The sequence below is a fragment of the Streptomyces sp. CA-106110 genome (genome assembly GCF_050936285.1).
Classification (GTDB): Bacteria; Actinomycetota; Actinomycetes; order Streptomycetales; family Streptomycetaceae; genus Streptomyces.
In genome coordinates this window covers 8,030,343-8,054,504 of sequence record NZ_JBNJNB010000001.1, presented here as the reverse complement: position 1 = coordinate 8,054,504, position 24,162 = coordinate 8,030,343, and the positions used below count along the sequence as shown (strand labels likewise).

Annotated in this window: 16 protein-coding genes and 6 pseudogenes; 10 read left to right on the top strand and 12 right to left on the bottom strand. The window is 67.1% G+C overall.

Annotated elements, in window-relative coordinates:
- Nucleotides 1-40: 40 nt before the first annotated feature.
- The 4 genes from ACQEXA_RS37095 to ACQEXA_RS37080 all read left to right on the top strand — a co-directional run bounded on the left by ACQEXA_RS37095 (nucleotide 41) and on the right by ACQEXA_RS37080 (nucleotide 2,666).
- Nucleotides 41-970 (top strand): transposase family protein, encoded by a 930-nt coding sequence (locus ACQEXA_RS37095; RefSeq protein WP_432922089.1) that lies wholly within the window; start codon nucleotides 41-43, stop codon nucleotides 968-970.
- A gap of 43 nt (nucleotides 971-1,013) precedes the next feature.
- The gene (locus tag ACQEXA_RS37090; protein WP_433134707.1) at nucleotides 1,014-1,397 is read left to right on the top strand and encodes a recombinase zinc beta ribbon domain-containing protein; all 384 of its coding nucleotides are present in this window, start codon (nucleotides 1,014-1,016) and stop codon (nucleotides 1,395-1,397) included.
- A gap of 121 nt (nucleotides 1,398-1,518) precedes the next feature.
- Entirely contained in the window at nucleotides 1,519-2,346 is an 828-nt protein-coding gene (locus tag ACQEXA_RS37085; protein ID WP_432922256.1) for an HARBI1 family protein, read from the top strand.
- A gap of 41 nt (nucleotides 2,347-2,387) precedes the next feature.
- Entirely contained in the window at nucleotides 2,388-2,666 is a 279-nt protein-coding gene (locus ACQEXA_RS37080) for a hypothetical protein (RefSeq protein WP_433132233.1), read from the top strand.
- 100 nt (nucleotides 2,667-2,766) lie between these two features.
- Here ACQEXA_RS37080 and ACQEXA_RS37075 read toward each other — a convergent pair whose 3' ends face one another.
- Together ACQEXA_RS37075 and ltrA (ACQEXA_RS37070) are read right to left on the bottom strand one after the other, a co-directional pair.
- Nucleotides 2,767-3,057 (bottom strand): hypothetical protein, encoded by a 291-nt coding sequence (locus tag ACQEXA_RS37075; protein WP_432927550.1) that lies wholly within the window; start codon nucleotides 3,055-3,057, stop codon nucleotides 2,767-2,769.
- Nucleotides 3,058-3,379: 322 nt separating this feature from the next.
- Nucleotides 3,380-4,645, bottom strand: a complete 1,266-nt coding sequence (gene ltrA, locus ACQEXA_RS37070; protein WP_433132231.1) for a group II intron reverse transcriptase/maturase — start codon at nucleotides 4,643-4,645, stop codon at nucleotides 3,380-3,382.
- A gap of 831 nt (nucleotides 4,646-5,476) precedes the next feature.
- On the opposite strand from ltrA (ACQEXA_RS37070), the gene ACQEXA_RS37065 reads away from it, so the two are divergent.
- Nucleotides 5,477-5,668, top strand: coding sequence for a hypothetical protein (locus tag ACQEXA_RS37065; protein ID WP_432927552.1), 192 nt, complete (start codon nucleotides 5,477-5,479; stop codon nucleotides 5,666-5,668).
- The gene (locus tag ACQEXA_RS37060) at nucleotides 5,665-6,702 is read left to right on the top strand and encodes a DUF3854 domain-containing protein (protein ID WP_432927554.1); all 1,038 of its coding nucleotides are present in this window, start codon (nucleotides 5,665-5,667) and stop codon (nucleotides 6,700-6,702) included. Before ACQEXA_RS37065 ends, ACQEXA_RS37060 begins: the two co-directional genes overlap by 4 nt.
- 699 nt (nucleotides 6,703-7,401) lie before the next feature.
- On the opposite strand, the gene ACQEXA_RS37055 is transcribed toward ACQEXA_RS37060, so the two are convergent.
- Nucleotides 7,402-8,526 (bottom strand): alpha/beta hydrolase, encoded by a 1,125-nt coding sequence (locus ACQEXA_RS37055; RefSeq protein ID WP_432927556.1) that lies wholly within the window; start codon nucleotides 8,524-8,526, stop codon nucleotides 7,402-7,404.
- A 339-nt stretch (nucleotides 8,527-8,865) separates the two neighbouring features.
- On the bottom strand, nucleotides 8,866-9,408 hold the full coding sequence (locus ACQEXA_RS37050; protein WP_433134705.1) for a polysaccharide deacetylase family protein: 543 nt from the start codon (nucleotides 9,406-9,408) through the stop codon (nucleotides 8,866-8,868).
- A 711-nt stretch (nucleotides 9,409-10,119) separates the two neighbouring features.
- On the opposite strand from ACQEXA_RS37050, the pseudogene ACQEXA_RS37045 reads away from it, so the two are divergent.
- From ACQEXA_RS37045 to ACQEXA_RS37035, 3 genes and pseudogenes are all read left to right on the top strand, one after another.
- Nucleotides 10,120-10,678: pseudogene (locus ACQEXA_RS37045) on the top strand (ISAzo13 family transposase); the annotation flags it as partial.
- Between the two features lie 669 nt (nucleotides 10,679-11,347).
- Nucleotides 11,348-13,150 (top strand): group II intron reverse transcriptase/maturase, encoded by a 1,803-nt coding sequence (gene ltrA / locus ACQEXA_RS37040; protein WP_433132229.1) that lies wholly within the window; start codon nucleotides 11,348-11,350, stop codon nucleotides 13,148-13,150.
- A gap of 77 nt (nucleotides 13,151-13,227) precedes the next feature.
- Nucleotides 13,228-13,602 (top strand): annotated as a pseudogene (locus tag ACQEXA_RS37035) (ISAzo13-like element transposase-related protein); the annotation flags it as partial.
- A gap of 96 nt (nucleotides 13,603-13,698) precedes the next feature.
- On the opposite strand, the gene ACQEXA_RS37030 reads toward ACQEXA_RS37035, so the two are convergent.
- A complete protein-coding gene (locus ACQEXA_RS37030; protein ID WP_432922324.1) occupies nucleotides 13,699-14,367 on the bottom strand; it encodes a group II intron maturase-specific domain-containing protein in 669 nt (222 codons plus the stop codon).
- A gap of 100 nt (nucleotides 14,368-14,467) precedes the next feature.
- A pseudogene (locus ACQEXA_RS37025) lies at nucleotides 14,468-14,956 on the bottom strand (reverse transcriptase domain-containing protein); the annotation flags it as partial.
- 703 nt (nucleotides 14,957-15,659) lie between these two features.
- Between ACQEXA_RS37025 and ACQEXA_RS37020 the strand changes: the two are divergent.
- Nucleotides 15,660-16,820, top strand: a pseudogene (locus ACQEXA_RS37020) (ISAzo13-like element transposase-related protein); the annotation flags it as partial.
- On the opposite strand, the pseudogene ACQEXA_RS37015 reads toward ACQEXA_RS37020, so the two are convergent.
- The 6 genes and pseudogenes from ACQEXA_RS37015 to leuS all read right to left on the bottom strand — a co-directional run.
- Nucleotides 16,820-17,123, bottom strand: a pseudogene (locus ACQEXA_RS37015) (transposase); the annotation flags it as partial. The pseudogenes ACQEXA_RS37020 and ACQEXA_RS37015 overlap by 1 nt on opposite strands.
- 442 nt (nucleotides 17,124-17,565) lie before the next feature.
- Nucleotides 17,566-17,868, bottom strand: a complete 303-nt coding sequence (locus ACQEXA_RS37010) for a hypothetical protein (protein WP_432927563.1) — start codon at nucleotides 17,866-17,868, stop codon at nucleotides 17,566-17,568.
- Between the two features lie 433 nt (nucleotides 17,869-18,301).
- Nucleotides 18,302-19,003: pseudogene (locus ACQEXA_RS37005) on the bottom strand (IS1634 family transposase); the annotation flags it as partial.
- A gap of 203 nt (nucleotides 19,004-19,206) precedes the next feature.
- A complete protein-coding gene (locus tag ACQEXA_RS37000; RefSeq protein WP_432927565.1) occupies nucleotides 19,207-20,052 on the bottom strand; it encodes a DegV family protein in 846 nt (281 codons plus the stop codon).
- Nucleotides 20,053-20,124: 72 nt separating this feature from the next.
- The gene (locus ACQEXA_RS36995; protein WP_432927566.1) at nucleotides 20,125-20,862 is read right to left on the bottom strand and encodes a hypothetical protein; all 738 of its coding nucleotides are present in this window, start codon (nucleotides 20,860-20,862) and stop codon (nucleotides 20,125-20,127) included.
- Between the two features lie 203 nt (nucleotides 20,863-21,065).
- A complete protein-coding gene (gene leuS, locus ACQEXA_RS36990) occupies nucleotides 21,066-23,948 on the bottom strand; it encodes a leucine--tRNA ligase (RefSeq protein ID WP_432927568.1) in 2,883 nt (960 codons plus the stop codon).
- Nucleotides 23,949-24,162: the final 214 nt, after the last annotated feature.

Genomic DNA, 24,162 nt, shown 5'->3' with positions numbered 1-24,162 from the left:
ACCCCCTGCCTAGGTACGCGAACGGCCGTGCGGGACGATCATGATTGTGACGTCAGGATGGGCCCGCACGGCCTTGAGGCATCGTATCTGTACGGGGATCCCGCGCCGCCGCTTAAGCAAGCTGATTGTGGAGCTGGCCGACCCGTGGACGGCCCGTGAGGAGTCCCGGCTGCGCGAACGCCGAGGCCACGACCGGCAGCGCGCCGCAGGAGCCGGCCCCGACCACGAACTGGTCTTCACCGACCGGGTCATTGCCACCCTGGTCGTCCTGCGCTTCCAACTCCCGCACGCCGCCCTCGCCGTGTTCTACGGCGTGGACCGCTCCACGATCACCCGCGCCGTTCACGAGGTACGCCCCCTGCTCGCCGCCCGCGGTTTCGCTATCCCCGATGGCCCCGACCTGCGGCTTCGCTCCCTGGCTGATGTCTTCGCCTACGCCGCCTCCCACGGTGTGGAACTGCGGATCGACGGTACCGAGGTCCGTGTACGCCGCCCCCGGGCGAACAAGCCCGGCCGCCGGGCGTTCGTCTCCGGCAAGATGAAGCAGAACACCAAGAAGGCCAGCGTCATCAGCGACGAGAAGGGCCGCACCCTGTGGACCGGGGCCATCCGGCCCGGCCGTATGCACGATCAGACCGCGCTGAAGACCGAAGGCATCTCGGACCTGTTCGAGCAGTTCCCCCAGGTGAAGGCCAAGGTGGACGCCGGATACCGAGGCCTGGCCAAACAGTTTCCCAACCAGGTCGAAGCCCCGCCGCTGAAGCCGAAGAAGGATTCCCCGCCCGAAGAAGTAGCTGTCTGGGAGGCCGCTCGCAAGAAGCAGTCCTCCGAGCGGATTCCAGTCGAGCACGCCAACGCCGAGCACAAGCAGTGGCGGTCCCTCCAGCGCTGGATCGGACGCCGCGAGTACTACGACGAGACCCACCTGGCCATCGCCAGCCTGGTCTCCGACCGCACCGCCGAGCGGTGATCATCCACCAGCCAACCCGCCAGGCCAACACGACCCGACCTCAATCGCGCACCAACTCGTAAGGGTTATCCACTGCGCCGGCTGTGGCGAACACATGTATCTGCACCGTCCGTCGCCAACGAGCAAGAGCACAAGCCGCACCGAGACCTATAAATGTGGTTCGTTCACACGTGGCGTTAAGTGCGCGTCCCCAGCGACCGTGAAACGGGAATGGGTGGACGACTATGTGACTGAGCGCTTCCTTACCTCTGTGGGCGGGCTCAGGCTCACGGAAACCCGCCGCATCCCCGGGTACAACCCACAGCCCGAAATCGACGCCACAACGGCCGAATACGAAGCCCACATGGCGGAGCAAGGGCGGCAGCGCAGCAAGGCGGCACGGGACGCATGGCAGCGACGGGCGGACGCATTGAGCCTTTCTCGGTAACCGGCGGTCGCTGAGTGTGATCGCCTCCGGGTGTCTCGTGGTGCACTCCCAACTCCGGGCAGGCGTAAGGCCCCTGGTAGGAACGATCTTGCAACAGAAAGATCCGACCGAGGGGCCTCACGTGCCGACCAGTGTCACATACACCGCCGTGCTCGATGTCCGGCGCTCCACCGCCGAGCACCTGGCCCGGCTCCTGCGAAGCCATCGAACCGAGGTCGGCACCCGCCGCGGGCGCCGCGCCCTGGGCTGCTTCAAGCAGGCCGTGCTGATCCTGCGCTGGTTCATCGACGGCACCCGCCTGGCCCAACTCGCCCGCGACAACGCCCTGTCCACGTCCACCGCCTACCGATACCTGCACGAAGGGCTGACGGTCCTGGCGGCCGGGGCACCGGACCTGGCCACCGCGCTGGAACGGGCGAAGGCGGCCGGCCTGACCCATCTCAATCTGGACGGCACGGTCATCCGCACCGACCGTGTCGCGGCCCCGGGGCCCAACGGGGCAGACCTCTGGTGGTCCGGGAAGCACAAGCATCACGGCGGCAACGTGCAGGTCATCTCCGCCCCGGACGGCTGGCCGATCTGGGTCTCGCCGGTGCGGCCCGGCCGCGAGCACGACACTACCTGCGCCCGCCACCACGGGCTGCTCGATGCGCTGAACCGGCTCGCCGACCAACTGGGCACCCTCACCCTGGTCGACCTCGGCTACGAGAACGCCGGAGACGGCTTCCGTCACCCGGTCAAGAAGCCCGCGGGCGGTGAACTCACCGAAGCCCAGCAGACCTTCAACAAGGTCATCCGAGGTATCCACGGGATGTGCGAACGCGCGAACGCCCTGCTCAAGACCACCTTCAAGGCCCTGCGGCGGGTCAGCCTCGATCCCAGCCGCATCACCCAGATCGCCGCCGCAGCCCTCGTCCTACTCCAACTTGAATACGACCGCACCATCTGAACGTTCACACACAGGCATGATCGCTTACCGGGAAAGGTTCATTGGACGCGCGGCTAGCGGAACTGGAATCGCGCGAAGCCACGCCCGAACGCGTCGAAGTCACGCAACTGCCGCACACCTACGCCGACGTATGGGCGGCAGCGAACGACACGGAGCGGCGCGCAATGCTGCGGGACGCTGGGGCAGTGCTCCGTGTGCGTAAGGCGAAGCGCGGCAAGGTGTTCGGGCTGGACGAGAGCCGGGTGAGCTTCAACCTGCGGGAAGCATTCTTCGCTGACGCGGCGCTGGACCTTGAGGCGATTGCGGCGCTGAGTCGGTAGCTACAGCTATACGGGCCCAGTCTGGAGCGATCCGGGCTGGGCCCCTTTGCATGCCCCTAGGAAGCCCGTAACGGGCCCACAGAGAGCCGCAGATACGTTTCTACTGGCTCGTCAGACCATCGCGCCATCGTCGAGCGGCTTCAGGCTGGTCCTCACGCGCGTGAGGAGCCGTCTCGATGAGATGCAGGAGGACCCAGGCCACGCCGAAGCATTCGTCGTGGCCGAAGCAGTCCGCCAAGGCATGGGCCTCCTCATCGGTCACGGGTCGCTCAATAAGATCCAGAAGAGCTCCCGCGCGTTCGACGGCCTCCTCAAGAGCCTCGTCGGGCTCGCCGTCCTCGGACGGGAGTTTGCCCAGGGCGGTGAAGTCAGCAACCTCCGGACGGATCACGACACATCCTTCCTACCATTGGGGTGAAGCCGCCGTGGCGGCTTCACCTCAGGCTATCGGGACGGGAGACCTTCTCAACCGTGATCACGATCTACGGCTGGAGTACTAATTAGGCGGATGGTATCTTGGAATTGAGCCCGCCCCAAATGCCGAAAGGCGCCGGGTTGATCACGTCACGGGGCGGGCCCTCTCCTATTTAACTAAATGCATTTACAGCCCCGGATCGGCTGTCTATGCCGAGTAGCCGAGGGGAATCCCACCCCTCGGCTCTCACAGAATCCGTGCGTAACAGTCTCCCGTTACACGGCTCTTGCCACTCTGATCACCAGGCCACGGACGCCACTGTGGTCCATCTCCAGTGCGCGAACATGCGGGGATACCTATCGGCAATCTCCCACATCTTCTGGAGCGCTTTCCGCAACGCCGCCAGCTTCTTGTACTTCTGACGGATCCACCGCACCAAGTAGGCATTGATGCGCATCAGGAGTGGGTTCAGCGCCGACCGGTAAAACCGGCCGAAATACTGCATCCAGCCCCGCACGGCCGGGTTGATCCGTCGTGCGAGCTCGACAAAGGAGAGATCGGACCGGGTGTGGAGCCGCCAACTGCGGACTTCCGCACTGATCCTCTTCAGAGCTTCCTTGCTGATCGCCGGCTCGAACGATGTGGACCGCCGTCCGTGCTTGTTCCGGCTCTCGCGTGCGCGAAACGTGTACCCGAGAAAGGTGAACTCCGTCTGCCCGAAGGGCCGTCGGCGCTTACCGTCCCGGCAGTACACGATCTTGGTCTTGTCGGGGTGCAGGTGCAGCCCGACCTCCTCCATCCTGTCCATCAGCGAGGCCAGTACTTCGCGGGCCTGACGCTCCGACACGCAGTGCACGACCGCGTCGTCGGCGTAGCGCTCGAACGTGATACCCGGCCACTTTCGGGCGAGCCACAAGTCGAACGCGTAGTGGAGAAACAGGTTCGCCAGCACGGGCGAAACCGCTGATCCCTGGGGAGTCCCACAGTTCCGCTCTTGCAAGGTGCCATCGGGCAGTTGAAGCGGAGCTTGGAGCCACCGCTTCACATACAGAACCACCCAACGGGCATCGGTGTGCGCTTCCACAGCTTTGACGATGAGGTCCCACCGGACGCTGTCGAAGAACTTCTGGACATCGAGATCGATCACCCAGTCTCTCTTCCAGCAGCGTTGACGGCACCGTTCTACCGCATCCAAGGCCGATCGTCCGGGCCGGTAGCCGTAGGAGTCTTCATGGAATACGGGATCGACCCGTTCCATCAGATGCCTGGCCACCACCGTCTGGGCGATTCTGTCGGCCACCGTGGGCACGCCCAAGATCCTTACGCCGCCTCCGGGAGACGACTTGGGAATCTCCACCGCACGTACCGGCGGGGGAAAATACGTCCCTGACGACATCCTGTTCCAGATCTTATAAAGGTTGCCCTTCAGATCCTTCTCGAAGTCCTCAATGGAGCGACTGTCCACGCCGGGCGCGCCTCTGTTCGCTTTCACTCCTTCGTACGCCTCCCAGACTTCCCGTTTCGAAATATCAAACGGCTTGCCTGATGACTTCAACGCGTCCATATAGGTCCTCCCGGGAAGCCCGGTTGTCTAGATAAACAACGTCACGAATGGCCCGGCCCCTTCGCTCCACTCTCATTACAAGAGCTTCATCACTACTACGAACCGGTCCGCCAGCGTGCCCCGCATCGGTACTCGATCCCTTGTGGTGTCCGCCACTTGGGACACTCCCTCTCACCCGCTCGAAGACGGGGCAGTATCGAGGCACGCCTTCTCCTGTTCCATGCGAGAGCGGCAGACCGGCCTCACGTCGTCTACATGCCGGACACCACCTGGCCAGTAAGCGGATTCCCGCCAGGCTCTTCCCGGAGTTAGCTAAAGACCCCGGTTTTGATGCCATCTGTCTGCTTAACGACACTTCAGCAACGATTCGCTTGCGCTCGTCTTCCCGATCCCCACCTGACGCCTCTCGGGCGCCTTTTCCTCATCGCTCACCACGACAGTCTTCGGCTAACGCGGCATGAGGCGGTTTAGAATCTCCCTCCGCAGGGCGATTCTGAAGGGCCATACCTTCATCTCTCGCACAGCATCGCATCCAGAAGCTTTCCTACATCAACTCCCTTTCGCGTTCAGGACACAATTAGCTAAATCATCGGGGCCGAAATTGGTTCTCCGGCGGGGTCGGGAAGGGTTTACCGGCCGGATTCTGCCGGGCAAAATATGGGGTAGCGGCTCACGCCGCACTCCGGGTCCGCCGACGGCGGCCCGGCGGTACTGGGGTCCGCTCGGACCGGGGAGCCGCCAAGCTCCGTCCCGTCATCCTCGCAGCGCTCACCCCGTGGAGGGGGCCTGGCAGCCCTGAGCCACGAAGACCGGATCTTCGTGGAGGGCACTGTGCCCGAGAAGCGGAAGTACACCCTGTCGCCGGAGGCGCTCGCTGCGCGCAGTAAGGGCGGAAAAGCCGTGCACGCGACGCTTGACGCCTACGTAAAGCGGATCGTGGACCGTGCGCCGGAGCTGACCGACGAGCAGATCGAAATGCTGCGCCCCCTGCTGCGCCCGGTTTCCGGGGGTGCGGCGGAATGAGCGCATACGTAAGGGGCCCCTTGAGCAAGGGCCCCCACGCAGAGCACGACGCCACCAACGTCACGGGCAATCGTACCCAGGACGACACATCCTTTAACGAAATCGAGTCGGAGGCCCCGGCCCTTTCCCCGGAGCACCACGACGAGATCGTGAACGGCTCCGCCGTGAGCGCGGTCGTCGCCGCCGCGCGAGGCTACGAGACCCTGCACGACACCCCCGAGAACCGGGCCCGGCTCAAGGAGCTGGGGTTCGTCAGGGACGCGTACGACCGTGACGCGGCGTGGCCGATCCTGCTGGTGCCGGTCCGCCGGGCGACCGGCGAGGTGATCACGCACCAGGCCAAGCCCGCCGTTCCCCGTGTGGTCAGCAAGGGCCGCCGGGAGCGGCCGGTCAAGTACGAGACGCCTCGGGGCAGCCGAGTGCACCTAGACGTCCCGGAGTTCACCCGGGAGCGGCTGGCCGACCTGGACGAGCCGCTGTGGTTCACCGAGGGCGCCAAGAAGACGGACAGCCTCGTGACCCAGGAGAAGGCGGCCATCGGCCTGGCAGGCGTGTTCTGCTGGCGCCGGTCGCTCGGCACCCTCGGCGACTGGGAGGACGTGCCCCTGCGGGGCCGCCGGACGGCCGTGGTGTGCTTCGACGCCGACGCCCGCGACAAGGCCGAAGTGCGGGCCGCCATACGCCGGTTCGGGCTGTGGCTGCGCTCCAAGGGCGTGGAGAAGGTGCTGTACGTCATCGTCCCGGCGTCGGTGAACGGCACCGACACCAAGGGCGTGGACGACTACTTCGCCGCCGGGGGCACGCTGGAGGCGCTGCGGGAGGCCGCCAGCGACTCGCCGCCCGACGACGGCCCGGCCGACGGGCAGTTCACGGACACGATGCTGGCGGAGGCCGCCGTCGCGGAGGTGCTGGACGGCCGCTTCCGGTACGCCGAGGGTCTCGGCTGGCTGCAATGGACCGGCGCCGTCTGGCAGGGCTCCAGCGACCGGCACGTGAGCCAGGAGATCCACGACCTGTTCGCCGGACTGCGCTGATCCGCCCGCCTTCCGGGGCCCGAGAAAGCTCATGGCCGGTACGACTCGATCGAGCGTGCTCGCGCACCTGGAGACTTGTTCACATGGGGTCCGCTCCGGCGTTCCCTGATCATCAGAGTGGCCCTGCTCGGTAGCGTGGCGGATATGAGGAATCAGTCCCCCACCCGGGCAGGGCCGTTGAGGGGGTAACGGGCGACAGGGCTGCACGGACATCCTGCGCTGCTTCGGTGGCGCAGGCACCCATCGGTGCCTGCTGGAGGGCCAGGTCGTGACCTGTGTTGAACTGCCATCAATCGCGTCTTCCTCGGGTGGGCTGCGCCCGTGCCGGTCGCTCAGACAGCGGGAAGCCCCCCGGGGAAGGCATGCGCTGTGACGTGGACGCTGCCGGAGCCAATGCTGAGCGCTCCCGTGCCAAGCCCCGATCTGCGGCCGGGAGGGGCGGGGGAGCCAAGTGGGGCGGCTGGCGGGCGATGCTGTCCGTGGACGCCGGGCGGATCATGCAGCGCTCCCGCAAGGGCACCGGCCTCGAACAAACCGGTCTTGCCAGAGACCTCCGCCGCCGGCATGCAGCTTCCCGACCGCACCGCGCTCGACGGCGAACTCGTCGTGTGAGAGGCCTCACGCCTCGCGTTCGAGCGCCTGCAGGGCCGTTTGCGGCCGGCCACATCACCAGCTTTACGGGGCGTCAGGCACAGACCTTCAGTGTGCGACCAGTCGCTCGCTCATCCACTGCAGCATCGGCGGGATCTCCCGCTCCCAGGTGTTGAAGTTGTGCCCGCCGTTCGGAAGGATGATCGACGAAACCCTGGTCACGTTCGTGTCCTGCACGCTCTTGATGAACCTCATCGTGTCCTTGTAGTTGTGCTCACCGACCCTGCTGCTGGTGACGAGCAGCGACGTCTCGGGCGCGGCCAGATGCTTGAGCGCCCAGAAGAGGTCGGCACGGTTCTGCAGGTTCTTGTCGCCGTGGAAGAGGTCCCCGGTGGTGGGGTCGATCGGCGCCCGGTAGTACGGCGACAAGCCCGCGGCGGCCGCGTACGACCCCGGGTGGTGCATGGCGATCTTGAGTGCGCAGTAGCCGCCGGTCGAGTCGCCGACGATGCCCCAGCTGGCGGGCGTCTTGTCGACCCGGTAGCGGGCCATCACCGAATCGCGCAGATCCTTGGCGAAGAACGTCTCGGTCTGCGGGCCGCCGGGAACGTCCACGCACTCGGTGTCCCGCGGCGGCGCCACGGTCGGACGCAGCATCACCAGGATCATCGGCTGCATCTTCCCGCTTTTGGCCAGCTGCTGCGCCGTGCTCGGGTAGTGCAGCTTGTCCACCAGCCCCTGGGCCGTGCCCGGGTAACCCGTGAGAACGACGGACACCGGGAACTTGCGCGCGCGGTTCTGCGGCTGAAAGTACTCCGGGGGCAGGTACACGAACGCCGGCGCGGCGAGATGGGTCGTACGGCCGATGATGTCGACCTTCTGGACCTGCCCGGCCATCTGCGGCAGCGCGCTGCTCGCACCGATGACCCGGGAGGCGGAGACCACTTGGACGGGGCTGCTGCCGCCCTCCGCCATGTGGTCGACGACCACTCCCTGGCCGGTCTCCTGGCCGAACAGGTCGGCCCAGCTCGCGTAGAAACCGAAGGCCTGATTCGTGGCGAGTCCCACCGCGGCGAAGAGCACCAGCTGCGTGCCGAGCAGCAGCCCGAACCGTCCGGTGACGGCACGCCAGTTCTGCCGGGCCAGTCGCGGCCACAGCCAGACCGTGCCGAGGAGCAGTAGGACGGCGAGGACGATCGCCAACATCAGCACTTTGTTGCTCGTGAGACCCATGGGCTGTTACCTGCCTGCGCTCTCCGCCCGGCACCCGCCCGCGCTTCGTTGCGAGGGCTTGCCCGGGGCTTTCCTTGGCCTTTGACCCGACTTTCCGGTGGGGAGTGAACCTCTCCTCCCGAGACACCGTCCTAGAGGGCCCAATGTCGCCGGATGCCCGATCGGGCCCGGGTTCAAGGTCTCTCGCAGAACTACGAGATGCGATGTCTGTCAGGGTAGATGAACAAATATCGGGTGAGGTTCCGCCCCGATCCAGCCGGCCGCGGCGCATACTGCGCGGCCCGCGCCCCGAGACCGAAAGAGTGCAACGGCTGCGAAGCACACTGATTTCTGGTCGGTTCAGTGTCCGGCTGGCGGCTGGATGTAGTCCTCCAGGCGGGCCACCGCGAAGCCCTGTTCCCGGACGCGTTTGAGTAGATTCGCGAACATCTCCGTCATGGTGGCGCCCTTGAGCTCCGCAGGGCCGCGGAAATGGGCGAGGATTATGTCGCCGGGACGCAGCTTCTTGTCTGGCTCTTGGTACTGGATCGTGCGTATCTGCATGGACTCGCGCCACCAGACGATCGCTCGTGGCCCGCACTCTCCCACCGCGATCTTGGTGTTGTTGTTGTACGCCCCGTAGGGCGGCCGGAAGAGGAGCGGGGCGGTGCCGAAGTGCTGGGTGAGGGTCTTCTGGTCGCCGCACACCTCTTGCTTCTGGCGGACCAGTGGGATGGTGTTCATCGCGGGATGGTGCAGGGTGTGGTTCTGGATGTGGTTGCCCATCGCCTGCAGTGACTTGAAGTACCCGTAGTCCGACTTGATGGCGTCGTTCATCAGGAACATCGTGATCGGGATCTTCAGGTCCCGCATCATCTCGATGAACTTGGGGTCCTTCTCCAGTCCGTCGTCGACGGTGATGAAGACGACCTTCTGGGATGTCGGTACGTGTGTGAAGACCGGAACCGGGCCGGTCGCGGACAGCTTGATGGGTTTGTCCGCCGGGAGCCGCGGGCAGCGGTGTCAGGCCCCACTTCTGCCAGGCGGCAGGCTCAGCCGGGACGTGCGAGGCGGTCCCGGGCGTGCCGCCGACGGTGGCGGACGCCGACGGGGTGGCCGCCGGACCAGTTGCGTTGCCACCGCTCATGCCGCAGCCGCCTACGGACAGGGCCAGGAGCGCGCTGGCCAGCGGGGCGTAGAACCTGCCGCCTATGTAGCGTCGCTTCACCGTACCGGTCTCCTGACTGCAGAGCTGACCTTGACTCTGCTGGGAAGGTAACCGCGGCATGAAAGGTGAAGTTCAGCGGCATGAAAGGCGAAGTTCAGCGGAGGGTGAGAATATGGCCAAAGCCGACACCGCCCCCGGGCGCCATGCGGGGCGTCACGGCCGACGCCCGGCGGGAGGCGGCCGGTGCGGTGGGTGAAGGAATCGCGCAGCTGCTTGGCGCCCGAGGTCTTCTGCCGCGCTCGCTGTCGGAGCCGTGTAGACCGGCTTGAGTGCACGGAAGATCTTGTCTCAGTCCTGGCGGCCCGCGTAGCGGAACGACGCCCGGATCAGGTGAAGCCGTCAAGAATCAACGCGTTGCTTCGCAGGAACGATCTCGTTGATGTGGTATGCGAATATCCGACGAGGTTCGCGGGCAACTGGCGCGACGGTTCGAGGCCCTGCTCCCTCATCTGAACGAGCGTCAGCGGCGGCTGGCGCTGGCGACCGAGGCCCGACTGCTTGGCCACGGAGGTGTGCGCCTGGTCGCGCAGACGGCCAGGGGCAGCGAGACGACCGTCCGCAAGGGCGTGTTCGAACTCGAAGCCGGGGCCGAGCCGTGGTGGGCGGATGCGGGCCGAGGCCGTTGACCCGCATCTGGTTCCGGCGCTGATGTCGCTGGTCGAGCCGGATGAGCGCGGTGATCCGATGTCGCCACTGCGCTGGACGACGAAGTCGCTGCGTCACTTGGCCGCCGAGTTGTCCCGGCGGGGGCATCGTGTGACCGCGCCCACGGTGGGCCGGCTGCTGAAGGAACACGGGTTCAGCCTGCAGGGCACCGCGAAGACTCTGGAGGGCGATCAACACCCCGACCGGGATGCGCAGTTCCGTTATATCAACGAGCAGGTCAAAGAGCATCAGGCCGCGGGCGAGCCGGTGATCAGCGTGGACGCGAAGAAGAAGGAGGTGCGACACGATGCTGCACGAGATGAGTGAATGCGCTGGTCAGACGCCCGACGACTGACGTCGGCAGCGTGTTCCTGGCCAGTGCTCAAGGCCAGTCCCCACCTCGACGTGCGTTGCCGGTAACGGCTCGGTGCGGAGCTCGGGGGAAAAGCCCAAGGGCCTGCGTTCCATCCGTAGGCCACAGGCAAGGGGAAGACCGGACGGGTGAAGGCGACTGAACCCCTGATGATGCTTCGTGATCTTTGACCCCGCAGATGGGATGTTCCAGCGGGGTACAGGACTGGCCGTTGAAAAGCGGCAGGCGCCGGTTGGGGATTCTTTGTCAGCCGGCAGAGCATCGCCGTCCCGGAGTTAAGGGGGCACCCACCCCGGTCGCATCTCGCTCGTGTGGAACGTGGTAACCCCGATGGGGTCCGGAGGCAGCTTCTCCGGTAAGCCGACCGCGAGGAAGGCCCAACTCCCCAGCGGGCACAGGACGATCCAAGAAGCCAAGGCCGGCAGCCGAAAGGCAGCAGGAAACCGGGACTGGTGACCAGCGCCTCCGCTGGTCGTCCCGCATAACTGGCCGGATACGGGCACTGCCCGGACCCGAAAGGGTGCTGACGTGGATCAGGTGGGCCTGTGAGAACCCAATGACTATCAACGCTCGAACCGAAGGACAAGTTGGACACCATGGCAACACCGAAAGCCACGGCGGACTCCGCCGTGGTTCACCGGGCTGCGGTGAACGGACCGGAGGACGAACCCACCGACTGGCTGTCAATCGATTGGCAGGCGACGGAGGGAGAAGTAAGGCGGCTGAGGCAGAGGATCTTCACGGCGTCGCAGGCAGGGGACCTTAAGCGGGTCCGCAATCTGCAGAAGTTGATGCTCCGTTCCCGCGCCAACACGCTGGTGAGCGTGCGGCGGGTTACGGAGGTCAATGCTGGCCGCAAGACGGCGGGCATCGACGGGATGGTTGTACTGCTGCCCCGGGGAAAGGCCGAGTTGGCTGACTGGTTGCAGCACAAGGCCGCTCCGTGGAAGCCCCGACCCGTCAGGCGGGTATTCATACCGAAGGCGAACGGGCGTCAAAGGCCGCTCGGGATTCCCGTGATCTTGGACCGGTGTCTTCAGGCCCTGGTTCTCGGTGCACTTGAACCCGAGTGGGAAGCACGGTTCGAGCCGCGATCCTACGGATTTCGGCCCGGCCGTGGCTGTCACGACGCGATCCAGGCCATCTTCCAGGCAGCGAAGGGCAAGGACCCCAAGCGGCAGTGGGTGCTGGACGCCGACCTGACGGCGGCATTCGACCGAATCAATCATGATCGGCTTCTGGCCCTGCTCGGACAGTTCCCCGCCCGAGGCCTGATTGAGCAGTGGCTCAAGACCGGGGTGGTCGACCAGGGAAGATTCGCCCCGACGGTGGAGGGGACCCCGCAAGGCGGGATCGTTTCGCCGTTGTTGATGAACGTGGCCCTTCATGGGCTGGAGGAGGCGGCTGGGGTCCGCTATCGGCAGACCGGTGCTCATGCCGGTGAGACCGAGGCGGGCGCGCCGATTTTGATCAGGTACGCCGACGATCTCGTGGCTCTCTGTCACAGCCGCGAGGATGCCGAACAGGTCAAGGCTCGGCTCGCCGCGTGGCTGGCGCCCGGGGGCCTGGTCTTCAACGAGGACAAGACGCGCATAGCGCACCTTGATGACGGCTACGACTTCCTGGGGTTCAACGTCCGCCGCTATCGCGGCACGCTGCTGATCAAGCCGAGCAGGGCTGCCCTGCAACGGATTCGGGACCGGCTCTCCGCCGAGGTGATGACCCTGAGAGGGGTCAACGCCGCAGCGGTGATCGCCAAACTCAACCCGATCATCCGGGGCTGGGCCGCCTACTACCGGGGCGTGGTGTCCAGCGAGGCGTTCGCCTCCCTGGACTTCCACATGTGGAAGCTCACCTACAAGTGGGCCAAGCACAACCACCCGAAGAAGTCGAAGCACTGGGTGGCGTCCCGATATTTCGGTCGGTTCAACCGGTCCAGGCAGGACCGGTGGGTGTTCGATGACCGGGAATCCGGGGCCTATCTCACCAAGTTCGCCTGGACCAAGATCGTCCGGCACCAGATGGTTTCGGGCCGGGCGTCGGTCGACGACCCGGCCCTGAGCGAATACTGGGCTGCACAACGGAGAAAGGGGAAACCCCCGCTGAGTACGACCGGGCTGCGACTGCTGCGGAAGCAGCACGGCCGCTGCCCGCTCTGCGACGGGCTCCTCCTGCACGCCGACCGCGAACCGCAGAGCCCATGGGAATGGGAACAGTGGCTCAAAGTGACCCGGCAGGCGGTCCGCAAGAACGCAATCACCGCCGAGCCGGGCCGCAGCACACCGAACAGCGCCGCCTATCTCCGCCTGATCCACACCCACTGCCACCGCTGGCGCGGTGCCAGCACCGGCAGTCGGACAGCACTGCAACCTGCCAGCAGCCCTCCGGGGCCTGCTTGAGCCGTGTGCTCGGACGACGGGCATGCACGGTTCTGAGGGGGCGGGAGCACAGCAATGTGCTCCCGCTACCCGACCAGTTGGGGCTGCTGCCGATGGCCGGGCAGGAGTGGCGCCCGCGCGGGCAGCCCGTCGAGGTCGAGGACCACAGCTTCTTCGCCGGCCCGCGCGTGGAGACGGTGGTTCCGTACGGGATCTACGACATGAACGCGAACGCCAGCTGGGTGAACGTCGGGGTCGACCACGACACCGCCGCGTTCGCGGTCGCTTCGATCCGCCGCTGGTGGCAGGCGCGCGGCCGGCACGACTACCCTGCCGCGTCCCGGCTGCTGATCACGGCGGACGCCGGTGGGTCCAACAGCTACCGCTACCGGCTGTGGAAGGCCGAGTTGGCCGCGTTCGCCGCCGAGGCCGGCCTGACGGTCACGGTCTGTCACTTTCCGCCGGGCACGTCGAATAGGGTCGGGGACTGGCGCGGTGACGCAGTACGTGCGTTCCGTTTCCAGCCCCCGCCACCTCGATTCCGTGCATGCGGTTCTCCCGCACACGGCTCACCGACGCCGTTCACCACCGGCATTCGGCTTCCCCCGCCAGTCCCGAAAGGGCCTGGGGGCGACGACGTTTCCAGAAAGGCTGACCAGGCCCAGGTGGTCCGGGGAGGCATACGACACCACGTACCGTCCAAAGCCACGGGAGCGTTTGTGGCGTTTGCTGATGAATAGCGCCATCCGCATCCGCACATACTCCCTGATCACACCGAAGCGGTGAGCCGAGTTACCGTACTTGAAGTACGCGGCCCAGCCGGTCAGGAACAAGTTGAGGTCCTGAACCACCACCTCGGTCGGCAGCAGCAGTCTGGAGCGGTCCGTGAGTTCCCGGATCCGTTCCCGTGCGTGCCGCACCGCCTTGTCTGCGGGCCAGCGAGCGAGGAAAGGGAACGGCCGCCGCCCGGGGCGGGCGGGCGCGTTCACCATCCGGTGATGGAAACCGAGGAAGTCCACTCCCTCGCCTCCCGCCCGAAGGCACACAATCCTGGTCTTGGCCTCCTTCGGCTCCAAGCCGAGTTCAGCCAGCAGTTCCCGAAGCCGCGCCAGCGCGGCCTCGGCCTGCCGCCGGGACCTGCACATCACCAGCGCATCGTCGGCGTAACGCACCAGCACCCCATGCTCCAGCTCGTCCCATGCCCGATCGATCCGGTGCAGGTAGACATTGCAGAGCAAAGCGGATGCAACCCCGCCTTGCGGGGGTTCCGGTGACCGGCCGACGGACCTGCCCCTCCTCCATGACCCCCGCGCGCAGCATCACGCGCAGCAGCTTCAGGAACGGCTGGTCGCAAATACGTTCCTCGACCGCCTGTATCAGCTTCTCGATCGGAATCGCCTCAAAGCAGTTGGCGATGTCCGTCTCCACCACCCAGTTGCGCCCCCGCCAGGACTCATCGATGAGAACCTGAAGCGCATCGTGGGCACCGCGCCGGGGACGGAACCCGAACGAACACGGAAGGAAATCCGCCTCGAACACCGGCTCCGCCACCAGCTTCCATGCGGCCTGGACGATCCGGTCGCGCACCGAAGGGATCGACAACGGTCTTTGCTCCAGCGTGCCGGGCTTGGGGATGAACACCCGACGCGCCGGGAGCGGACGATAGCTGCCGGTCTTCAGTTCCGCGGTCAGTTCGTCGAGGAGCCGGGTCACCCCGTACTCCTCGATCTCTTCCAACGTGGTCTGGTCGATACCCGGAGCGCCGTTGTTGCGGCGCACCGCGACCCACCCGCGCCATAGGACGTCCCTGCGCGAGACTTTGTCCATCAGCGCATGGAACCGCCGTCCGGGGTCGGCCTTGGCCGCCCGGTAGAGCGCATGCTGCAAGGCACGGACCGGATCCGAGGGAGGACGTCCCCCGTCGGCGGGACTAGCCACGTGGGCACTCACCGGGCCCCTCCTCCACATCTCTACGCATCGACGAAGTAGCGGCCCTTCCCTCACCGGCGGTTATGTTGTCCGCTCGGCTCAAGCAGTACTACGGCCGCCTCTGACGCCCTCCCGGCCGGCACCCACTTCCCGAGGTCGTCGGTTATAGGGCACCCAGCTTCCGGCAGCGTCTATGCGCAGGCCGCCGGGCCGGGGAGGGCCTCTCCAGTTCCCGCCGTCACTATCCGAACGTTCCGTGCCCCTTACGCCGGGGAGTTCTTCACGGCTGCGATTCCAGGGTCTTCACCGTTTCCATGGCCTTCGCCCTGACACTCCGGGCTCGGCTCTCCCTTGTCCCACCTCACGATGGGGATTTTCACGACGCGGCAGGCTTCGCTTGATGCTACGGACCGTACGGTTGCTCCCCCTTGAAGGGCTTTCGACGCTGGGCTCCGACATCGGGCGTTTCCCCCCGACACCGCCAGCCTGCTACCGGGCCTCCTGGCAGCTACCCGGACCGGACTTGCACCGGCAAGCGACGACGAGCTTACGACTAACGATCAACCGCCTAACACGATCAACCTCCAGCCTTCTGGACGCACAGTGGAATAAGATCGAGCATCGGTTGTTCTCGCACATCACCATGAACTGGCGCGCCAGGCCGCTGACCAGCCACGAGGTCGTCCTCAACACGATCGCCGCGACCACAACCCGGACCGGGCTGCGTGTCGAGGCCGTCCTCGACCAGGGCTCCTACCCGACCGGCATCGCGGTCAGCCGCGACCAGTTGCAGGCTCTGCCGATCACCGCACACGCCGAGCACGGTCGGTGGAACCACAGCATCGCCCCAACCGGCGGCACGGCTGCCGCGCCACGCGCCGACGAGCGCGCCGCAGCCCGCACACAAGCCCTGCAGATGCTCGCCGATCCCCGCCTGACCGGCATGAGCACCGACCAACTGGACGCTCTGCGGACCCAGTTGGCGCCAGCTCAGGCAGCCCGGGCCGAACAGCGCCGCTACGTGCTGCGCGGCGGCCGACGCGTCGCCACGACCGGCCGCAGCCGCTCGCTCCTATCGGATGCGGACGAGGTCCTGCTCACCGTCGTCTACCTGCGGCAAGTCTGCCCGCAGAAGGTGCTGTGCGACCTGCTCGGGATCAATCCGGTCACCGTCGGCCAAGCCATCAAGGCAACCCGGCAGCTGCTGGACGAACAAAAGATCAGCATCACGCCGACGGTCGTGCGCTACTTCACCCGCGCCCACGATCTCCGCGCCTGGGCCAACGGCACCGACCCGGCCGAGCAGGCTCCAGCGATTCCAACCCGCCAGGCCCTGACGGACCCGGCGTTGACCGGCATGAGCCGCGAGACGCTGCACGCCCTGCTCGAGGAGCTGATCGTGCCCTATGCCGCCGCGATCGAACAGCGCCGTCACCGCCAGCGCGGCGGCGACCGTCGCCCGGGCACCCGTGGGGGCGTCTTCCGGCAGAAGATCACCGACGGCGACTGGGTCCTCGCGACGATCCTCTACCGGCGCCGGGTCTGCGGCCTGGGCTCCCTCGCCGAGCTGTTCGGCGTCTGCCGCAGCACGCTGTGGAACGCGATCAACGACGTCCTGCCGATCCTCGACGCCCACCGCATCGCTATCACCCCCGCCGAACACCGGCACGCCACAGCAGCCGACCTGCTCGCCTCGGTCAACGAGCCGCACACGGAGGATCAAGATCACAGGGGCGGGGATAACCGACATGTTGATTCTTGACGGCTTCGGTGGACGACACATGTCTGGGTGATCGCCTGGGGGTAGACCGCCGAGATGGAGTCGGGCAGGCAGGCCCTTGAGCCCGTCGCAGACGACCATGCACACGTCTTCGACGCCGCGGTTCTTGATCTCGGTCAGGACCTGGAGCCAGTATTTTGTGCCTTCGCCGCCGTCGCCGGCCCACGGGCCGAGGATCTCGCGGGTGCCGGCCACCGCGACCGCCAGGGCGACGTAGATAGGCCGGTTCGCCACCTGACCGTGGCGTACTTTCACGTGCACACAGTCGATGAAGATCACCGGATAGAACACGCTCCTATCGATGGTGGTAGGCGCATCGCGGGGTGCCCCGATACGGGGTGCTATCAGCAGGTCGCTGACGAGGTGGAGCCGGGCGAGGTCGTGGTGTGTGAACGCGTGAGCGGCCTGAGCATCGTGGGCGGGTTCGCGCGAGAGAGCGTCGATAGACCAGCGTCGCGCGGCCGCCGTTCCGCAGCATCTCGATCATGCGAGCACACCTCCCACGCCGAGTGGCGGTGGGGCGGCAGGCGGGGTCTGCGTGGACGGCCGGCAGTCTGCGAGGCGACACCAGGCGGCGCGGCGTCCCGCCCAGCCCGACCCGGCAGCACGACGACCACCCGGAGCGGTCATACGGGTGGGCAAGCGCGACGAAACCCCTCTGCGCAGCCCGCACCGAGCGGAGGGGGGCATGCGCATTCGGCGCCGGTGAGAATCTCTGTTACGGCCGTCACATGGCGCCGCGCGCCCGAAAGACTCGACGCGCTGACCTGACGGCGAAGACCAGCACCGTGGCCGCTAGTACGAAGCTGACCGCGTCGACGATCTCGACTACGGCATAGGGCGCGTGCCAAAGATGCGGCACCCTCGTGCCGATCATCCCCAGGCCCATGAGGAGGGGGAACCATGCCCAGAAGAAACGCAGGGCCTGGTCGGGAGTCTCTCCCTCCGAAATCTTGGTCCGCTCCCACCAGCGGCTCCCGAGACTTACGAGAACCAGCACGCACCCGACCGCGACTACGGACCAGTCCATGAACCGCAGCATCACATCTCCCTTGATCGGGAAAGATCTTCCTCTCACGGATGACCGCACGCAAGAAGCGGTATCCCGCCTCGGGCGATCCAGTCGAGGGCCGGGGCCCCGGCCCTGAAGCACCAGTTTGGAAGACACCGTATGCGGATGGCGGCCGACCTGGCAGCGCTGGTCGTCGTTGAGCACTCTTCGACGGTCCCGAGACGGCCCTGAAGGGCGCTCTCGTTCCGGACGCTGAGAATGCACAGCATGATCGCGCCGATCGCGGGTAGATGCGTGCGTATCGAGAGGGGGCCTGCGGCAAAGGGACGGCTCCATCCCGGGTTCCACAGTTGTGGGTCGGGGCTAGTTACCCGAAAAGGCATGTTGACCTGGGGAAACGCCGATGGGCACGCCACAGGGGCGTGTCACTAGGAGCGAAGATCGTGCCTGGTCAGCGGCCCGGGGCGAGTTCGATGACCTTCTTGGGCGGGGTGAGGTTCAGGGCGGTGAAGATGTCGCGCTGGGGCTTGGTCAGCTCGGTGGACTGCCGGAAGGTGCCGGCCGGACCGGTGTAGGTGACGGCGTGCAGGCGCTGGAGTTCGGCGCGCAGGCGGTTCCAGGTCTGGCCGGTGGCGTTTTCGGCGATGCGGATCAGTAGCAGGGCGAGCCAGCACAGCAGGACGTGGGCGCGGATGCGGTCCTCGCGGCGGTGGTAGACCGGGCGGAGGTCCAGCAGTTGCTTCATGTCCTTCCAGTCCCGTTCCACTTCCAGGAGCTGCTTGTAGCCCAGGGCGATGTCCTCGGCGGACAGACCAGGGTCGGAGGAACGCAGCAGGTACTTGCCGTCGAGTTTCTCCTCTGCGGCGATCTTCTTCTTGTCGATGCGCAGGAGGCCGCCGGGGGTGGTCCGTAGGAACCGTTTCAGGCCGGGCTTGGTGGACAACTGCCCGGCCAGGTGGGCGCGTTCGGCTGCGGTCAGCTTGTCGGTGCCGGCGATGGCCTCTTCGAGCTGGGCGACCATCCGGGCCCGGATTGCGGCGTCGCGGGTGGCCTGGTCGGGGTTGAAGCAGATGATGAACCGGTCGTCGGAGCCGATGTCTTGCGCTCGCAGGCGCAGGGCGTCGGCGTCCGGGGTGTGATGGTGCCCTCGGCTGCGCCCGCGTGAGTGCCGCAGGCGGTGGTGCGTGCGGCCGTCGGAGCCCGGGGCGCGGCCGGGACCGCTGGTGGGAGTCGCTGTACGTGTGCGTGATCGAAGTGCCATGTGCCGAGGATCGGGCAAGCCGCCCGACCGCGGTGATCTTGGTCAAATTCCGGGGATTACCACCTGGTTGTGGACAACTTCGCCACCCGCCAGCGTCACCGAGGCGACACCACGACCCCCAGCAGCCCCGGTCCCGTGTGCGCCCCGATCACGGCGCCGATCTCGCTCACATGCAGTTCGGCCAGGCCCGGCACTCGCGCGCGCAGACGGTCCGCGAGCGCCGAAGCCCTCTCGGGTGCGGCGAGATGGTGGACCGCGATGTCGACCTTCGCATCGCCGGAGCGTTCGGCCACGATCTCCTCGAGACGGGCGATGGCCTTGGACGCGGTCCGCACCTTCTCCAGCAACTCGATACGCCCGTCGGCCAGCTGGAGCAGCGGCTTCACCGCGAGCGCCGAGCCCAGCAGTGCCTGGGCGGCCCCGATCCGGCCGCCTCGCCGCAGATAGTCGAGCGTGTCGACGTAGAAGTACGCGGAGGTGCCCGCGGCCCGCTTCTCCGCCGCCGTGACCGCTTCGTCGACCGAGCCACCCGCCTCCGCGGCCTCCGCGGCGGCCAGCGCGCAGAAGCCGAGGGCCATCGCGACCATCCCGGTGTCGACCACACGCACCGGCACGGGAGCCTCTCGCCCGGCGAGCACGGCGGCGTCGTAGGTGCCCGAGAACTCGGAGGACAGGTGCAACGAGACGATGTCGGTGGCTCCGGTCTCGGCGACCTTGTGATAGGTCTCTGCGAAGAGCTCGGGGCTGGGCCGGGATGTGGTGACGGGCCGTCGCTTCTGCAGTGCCTGGGCCAGGGAGCGGGCCGAGATCTCGGTGCCCTCCTCGAGCGCCTGGTCGCCCAGGACCACGGTCAGCGGCACCGCGATGATGCCGTGGCGCTCCATCGTCCGCGGCGGCAGGTAGGCCGTTGAATCGGTGACGATCGCGACATGGCGGGACATGAGCTGGAGGTTACCTGCCGGACCGCACGGGCGGCAGTCCGGCCCCTCCGACCTTCGCTCCCCCTGACCGGATCACCGGGTGCTCTCGGGGCGCGGCTTCTTCTGCCAGGGGTATGCCGCACGCTGTCCGGACGACCCGACGGCGGGCCGGGCCTGCCCTCGCACCGCACGGGACTCAGGTGTCTCCGGCCAGGTCTGGCCGCCGTCGGCCGCGACCCCGGGGTCCGGTGCCTCGGGCCAGGTCACGGCGGGCGGCGTCGGCTGCTCCTTGGTCCAGTGCCGCAGGGCGCCGGCCTCCACGTCGATCTGCGCGCTCAGCGCGTCGAGGTCGTCGTCCGCGAACCGGCGTGCCCGGTCGTGTGCCGCCCACCGCAGCGAGTCCGCGGAGTGTGTGATCCGCTCGGTGCGCTCGCGCAGTCCGGGCAGCCGGGAGGCCAGCGCCCGCCGGTCCGGATCGGTCTCCAGGCGCTTGAGCTCGGCGTCCAGTTCCTGCCCGTACATGCTGAGGCGGTGGAAGAGGTGCAGCGACTCCTTCAGCGACGCGTCGTCGACGGCACCCGCCTGCAGCGCGTCCTGTGTGGCACGCATCGAGGTGCGCAGTGTCAGCCTGAGCCCGGCGACCTCGCCCGCCGGTCCGATCTGCGCAAGTGTCCTGGCGCGCAGAGCGGTGTCCTCGACCGTGCGGCGGGCCTGCGCGATCGTACGGTCGACACCGCGTTTGGCCGCGCCGATCGCCTTCACCGTCGCGTAGACCCCGAGCACGACGCACAGCACGAACAGGAGCACGATGACGGTCAACACGGATTCCACGTCGCTCCTCCTCCGGCCGGCAGTGGCTGCTGCGCCTCTTTCACGGTAAACGCAAAGGGCGGGTTCGGGGTTCCGGAAGAACCCCGAACCCGCCCGTAGGGAAGTACCCCGATATGGCGGAACCGTTCGGCGCTGTCCGCGTCCCGGCGGCCGGGACGGAGCGGAAGAGGGCCCGGACCGGGCCCTTCGGCCGACCGCGGCCGTCAGGCGGTGACGATGTTGACCAGCTTCGGCGCGCGCACGATCACCTTGCGGATCCCGGCGCCGTCCAGCGCGGCGACCACCTTCTCGTCGGCCAGCGCCACCTTCTCCAGCTCCTCCTCGGAGATCGAGGGGGGAACCTCCAGCCGTGCCTTGACCTTGCCCTTGATCTGGACGACGCAGGTCACGGTCTCGTCCACGACGTACGCCGGGTCGGCGACCGGGAAGTCCCGGTGGACGACCGAGTCGGTGTGGCCCAGCCGGCGCCACACTTCCTCGGCGATGTGTGGGGCCAGCGGCGCGATCAGCAGCACCAGGGCCTCGGCGACCGAGTGCGGCACCGCTCCCTGCGTCTTGGTCAGGTGGTTGTTCAGCTCGGTGATCTTGGCGATGGCGGTGTTGAACCGCAGACCCTCCAGGTCCTGGCGCACTCCGTCGATCGCCTTGTGCAGCGCCCGCAGGGTGTCCTCGTCGGGCTCCGCGTCGACGACGGTGACCTCACCGGACGTCTCGTCCACCACGTTGCGCCACAGCCGCTGCAGCAGCCGGAACTGACCGACCACCGCGCGCGTGTCCCACGGCCGCGACACGTCCAGCGGACCCATCGCCATCTCGTACAGGCGCAGCGTGTCGGCCCCGTACTCGGCGCAGATCTCGTCCGGAGTGACCGCGTTCTTCAGGGACTTGCCCATCTTGCCCAGCAGTCGGCTGACCTTCTCGCCCTGGTAGTAGTACGCGCCGTCGCGCTCCTCCACCTCGGCGGCCGGAACCGCGATGCCGCGGCTGTCGCGGTAGACGTAGGCCTGGATCATGCCCTGGTTGAACAGCTTGTGGAACGGCTCAGCCGAGGAGACGTACCCCAGGTCGTACAGGACCTTCGACCAGAACCGCGCGTACAGCAGGTGCAGCACCGCGTGCTCGGCGCCGCCGACGTACAGGTCGACTCCACCGTGCGGCATGCCCTCGCGGGGGCCCATCCAGTAGCGCTCGATGTCCGGGTCGACCAGCTTCTGGTCGTTGTGCGGGTCCAGGTAGCGCAGCTCGTACCAGCACGAACCGGCCCAGTTGGGCATGGTGTTGGTCTCGCGGCGGTACTTCTTCGGCCCGTCGCCCAGGTCCAGGGTGACGTTGACCCATTCCTCGTTGCGCGACAGCGGGGTCTCGGGCTGGGTGTCCGCGTCGTCCGGGTCGAAGGTGCGCGGCGAGTAGTCCTCGACCTCCGGCAGCTCCAGCGGCAGCATCGACTCGGGCAGCGCGTGGGCGACGCCGTCCTCGTCGTAGACGATCGGGAAGGGCTCGCCCCAGTAGCGCTGGCGGCTGAACAGCCAGTCACGCAGGCGGAAGTTCACGGTGCCCTCGCCGATGCCCTTGCGCGCCAGCCACTCGGTGATCCGCGCCTTGGCCTCGGCGACGTTCAGACCGTCCAGCGAGACGACCTCCCCGGAGGAGTTGACGATCTTCGCGTCGTACGAGACGAAGGCGTCCTCCCAGGTCGAGGGGTCGGTGCCGCGACCGTCGGTCGGCTCCACGACACAGCGGATCGGCAGCTCGAAGGCCCGGGCGAAGGCGAAGTCGCGGGTGTCGTGCGCGGGGACGGCCATGATCGCGCCGGTGCCGTAGCCCATCAGGACGTAGTCGGCGATGAAGACCGGGACCTTCTGGCCGTTGACGGGGTTGGTGGCGTACGCGCCCGTGAAGACGCCGGTCTTGTCCTTGGCCTCGGCCTGACGTTCGACGTCGGACTTGGAGGCGGCCTGGGCGCGGTAGGCGGCGACGGCCTCGGCGGGCGTGGCGTGACCGCCGGTCCACACCTCATGGGTGCCCTCGGGCCAGGCCTCCGGGGTGAACTTGTCGACCAGCGGGTGCTCGGGCGCCAGCACCATGTAGGTGGAGCCGAACAGGGTGTCCTGGCGCGTGGTGAAGATCGTGATCGCTTCGCCGTCGATCGCGAAGTCGACACGGGCGCCCTCGGAGCGGCCGATCCAGTTGCGCTGCTGCAGCTTGATGGCCTCCGGCCAGTCCAGCTCCTCCAGGTCCTCCAGCAGCCGGTCGGCGTACGCGGTGATGCGCATGTTCCACTGGCGCAGCTTGGCCTTGAAGACGGGGAAGTTCCCGCGCTCGGAGCGGCCGTCGGCGGTGACCTCCTCGTTCGCCAGGACGGTGCCCAGGCCGGGGCACCAGTTGACGGGCGCGTCGGAGGCGTAGGCCAGGCGGAACTCGCCCAGGACGTTGGCGCGCTCGGCGACGCTCAGCTCGTTCCACGCGCGCGTGGTGCCCGGGACGCCGCGCTCACCGGACTCGAACTGGGCGATCAGCTCGGCGATCGGACGGGCCTTGCGCGCCTCGTCGTCGTACCAGGAGTTGAAGATCTGCAGGAAGATCCACTGCGTCCACTTGTAGTAGTCCGGGTCGATCGTGGCGAACGACCGGCGCTTGTCGTGGCCCAGGCCCAACCGGCGCAGCTGGACCTTCATGTTCTCCATGTTGGCCTCGGTGGACACGCGCGGGTGCGTGCCGGTCTGCACGGCGTACTGCTCGGCGGGCAGGCCGAAGGCGTCGAAGCCCAGGGTGTGCAGGACGTTGTGGCCGGTCATGCGCTGGAACCGGGCGAACACATCGGTGGCGATGTAGCCCAGGGGGTGACCGACGTGCAGACCCGCACCGGAGGGGTACGGGAACATGTCCATGATGAACTTCTTGGGCCTGGCGGCCAGCTCCGGGTCGCCGGCCAGGTCGCCCTTCGGGTTCGGCGCCTCGTAGGTGCCGTCGGCGTCCCAGAAGTCCTGCCAGCGTGCCTCGATCTCGGCCGCCATGGCAGCCGTGTAGCGGTGCGGCGCGGTCTCCGCCGATACGGCAGCGGCGACAGCGGGGTTCGTCTCGCTCATGATCCTCAAAGCTCCATCGATCGTCTCTGCCGGCGGAAATGAAAAAGCCCCTCGCACAGGAGGGGACGCCGCGCCGATTCCGACCATCCGTTACGTCCGGCGGTCGGGACTGATCAGCGCGGCCCGCTAAGCAGAAGGCGTACGGCACGCATGGCGTCAGGGTACCCCAGCGCCCGAGCGCACCGCGACGGGCTTCCCGGCGGCACCCCCGGTA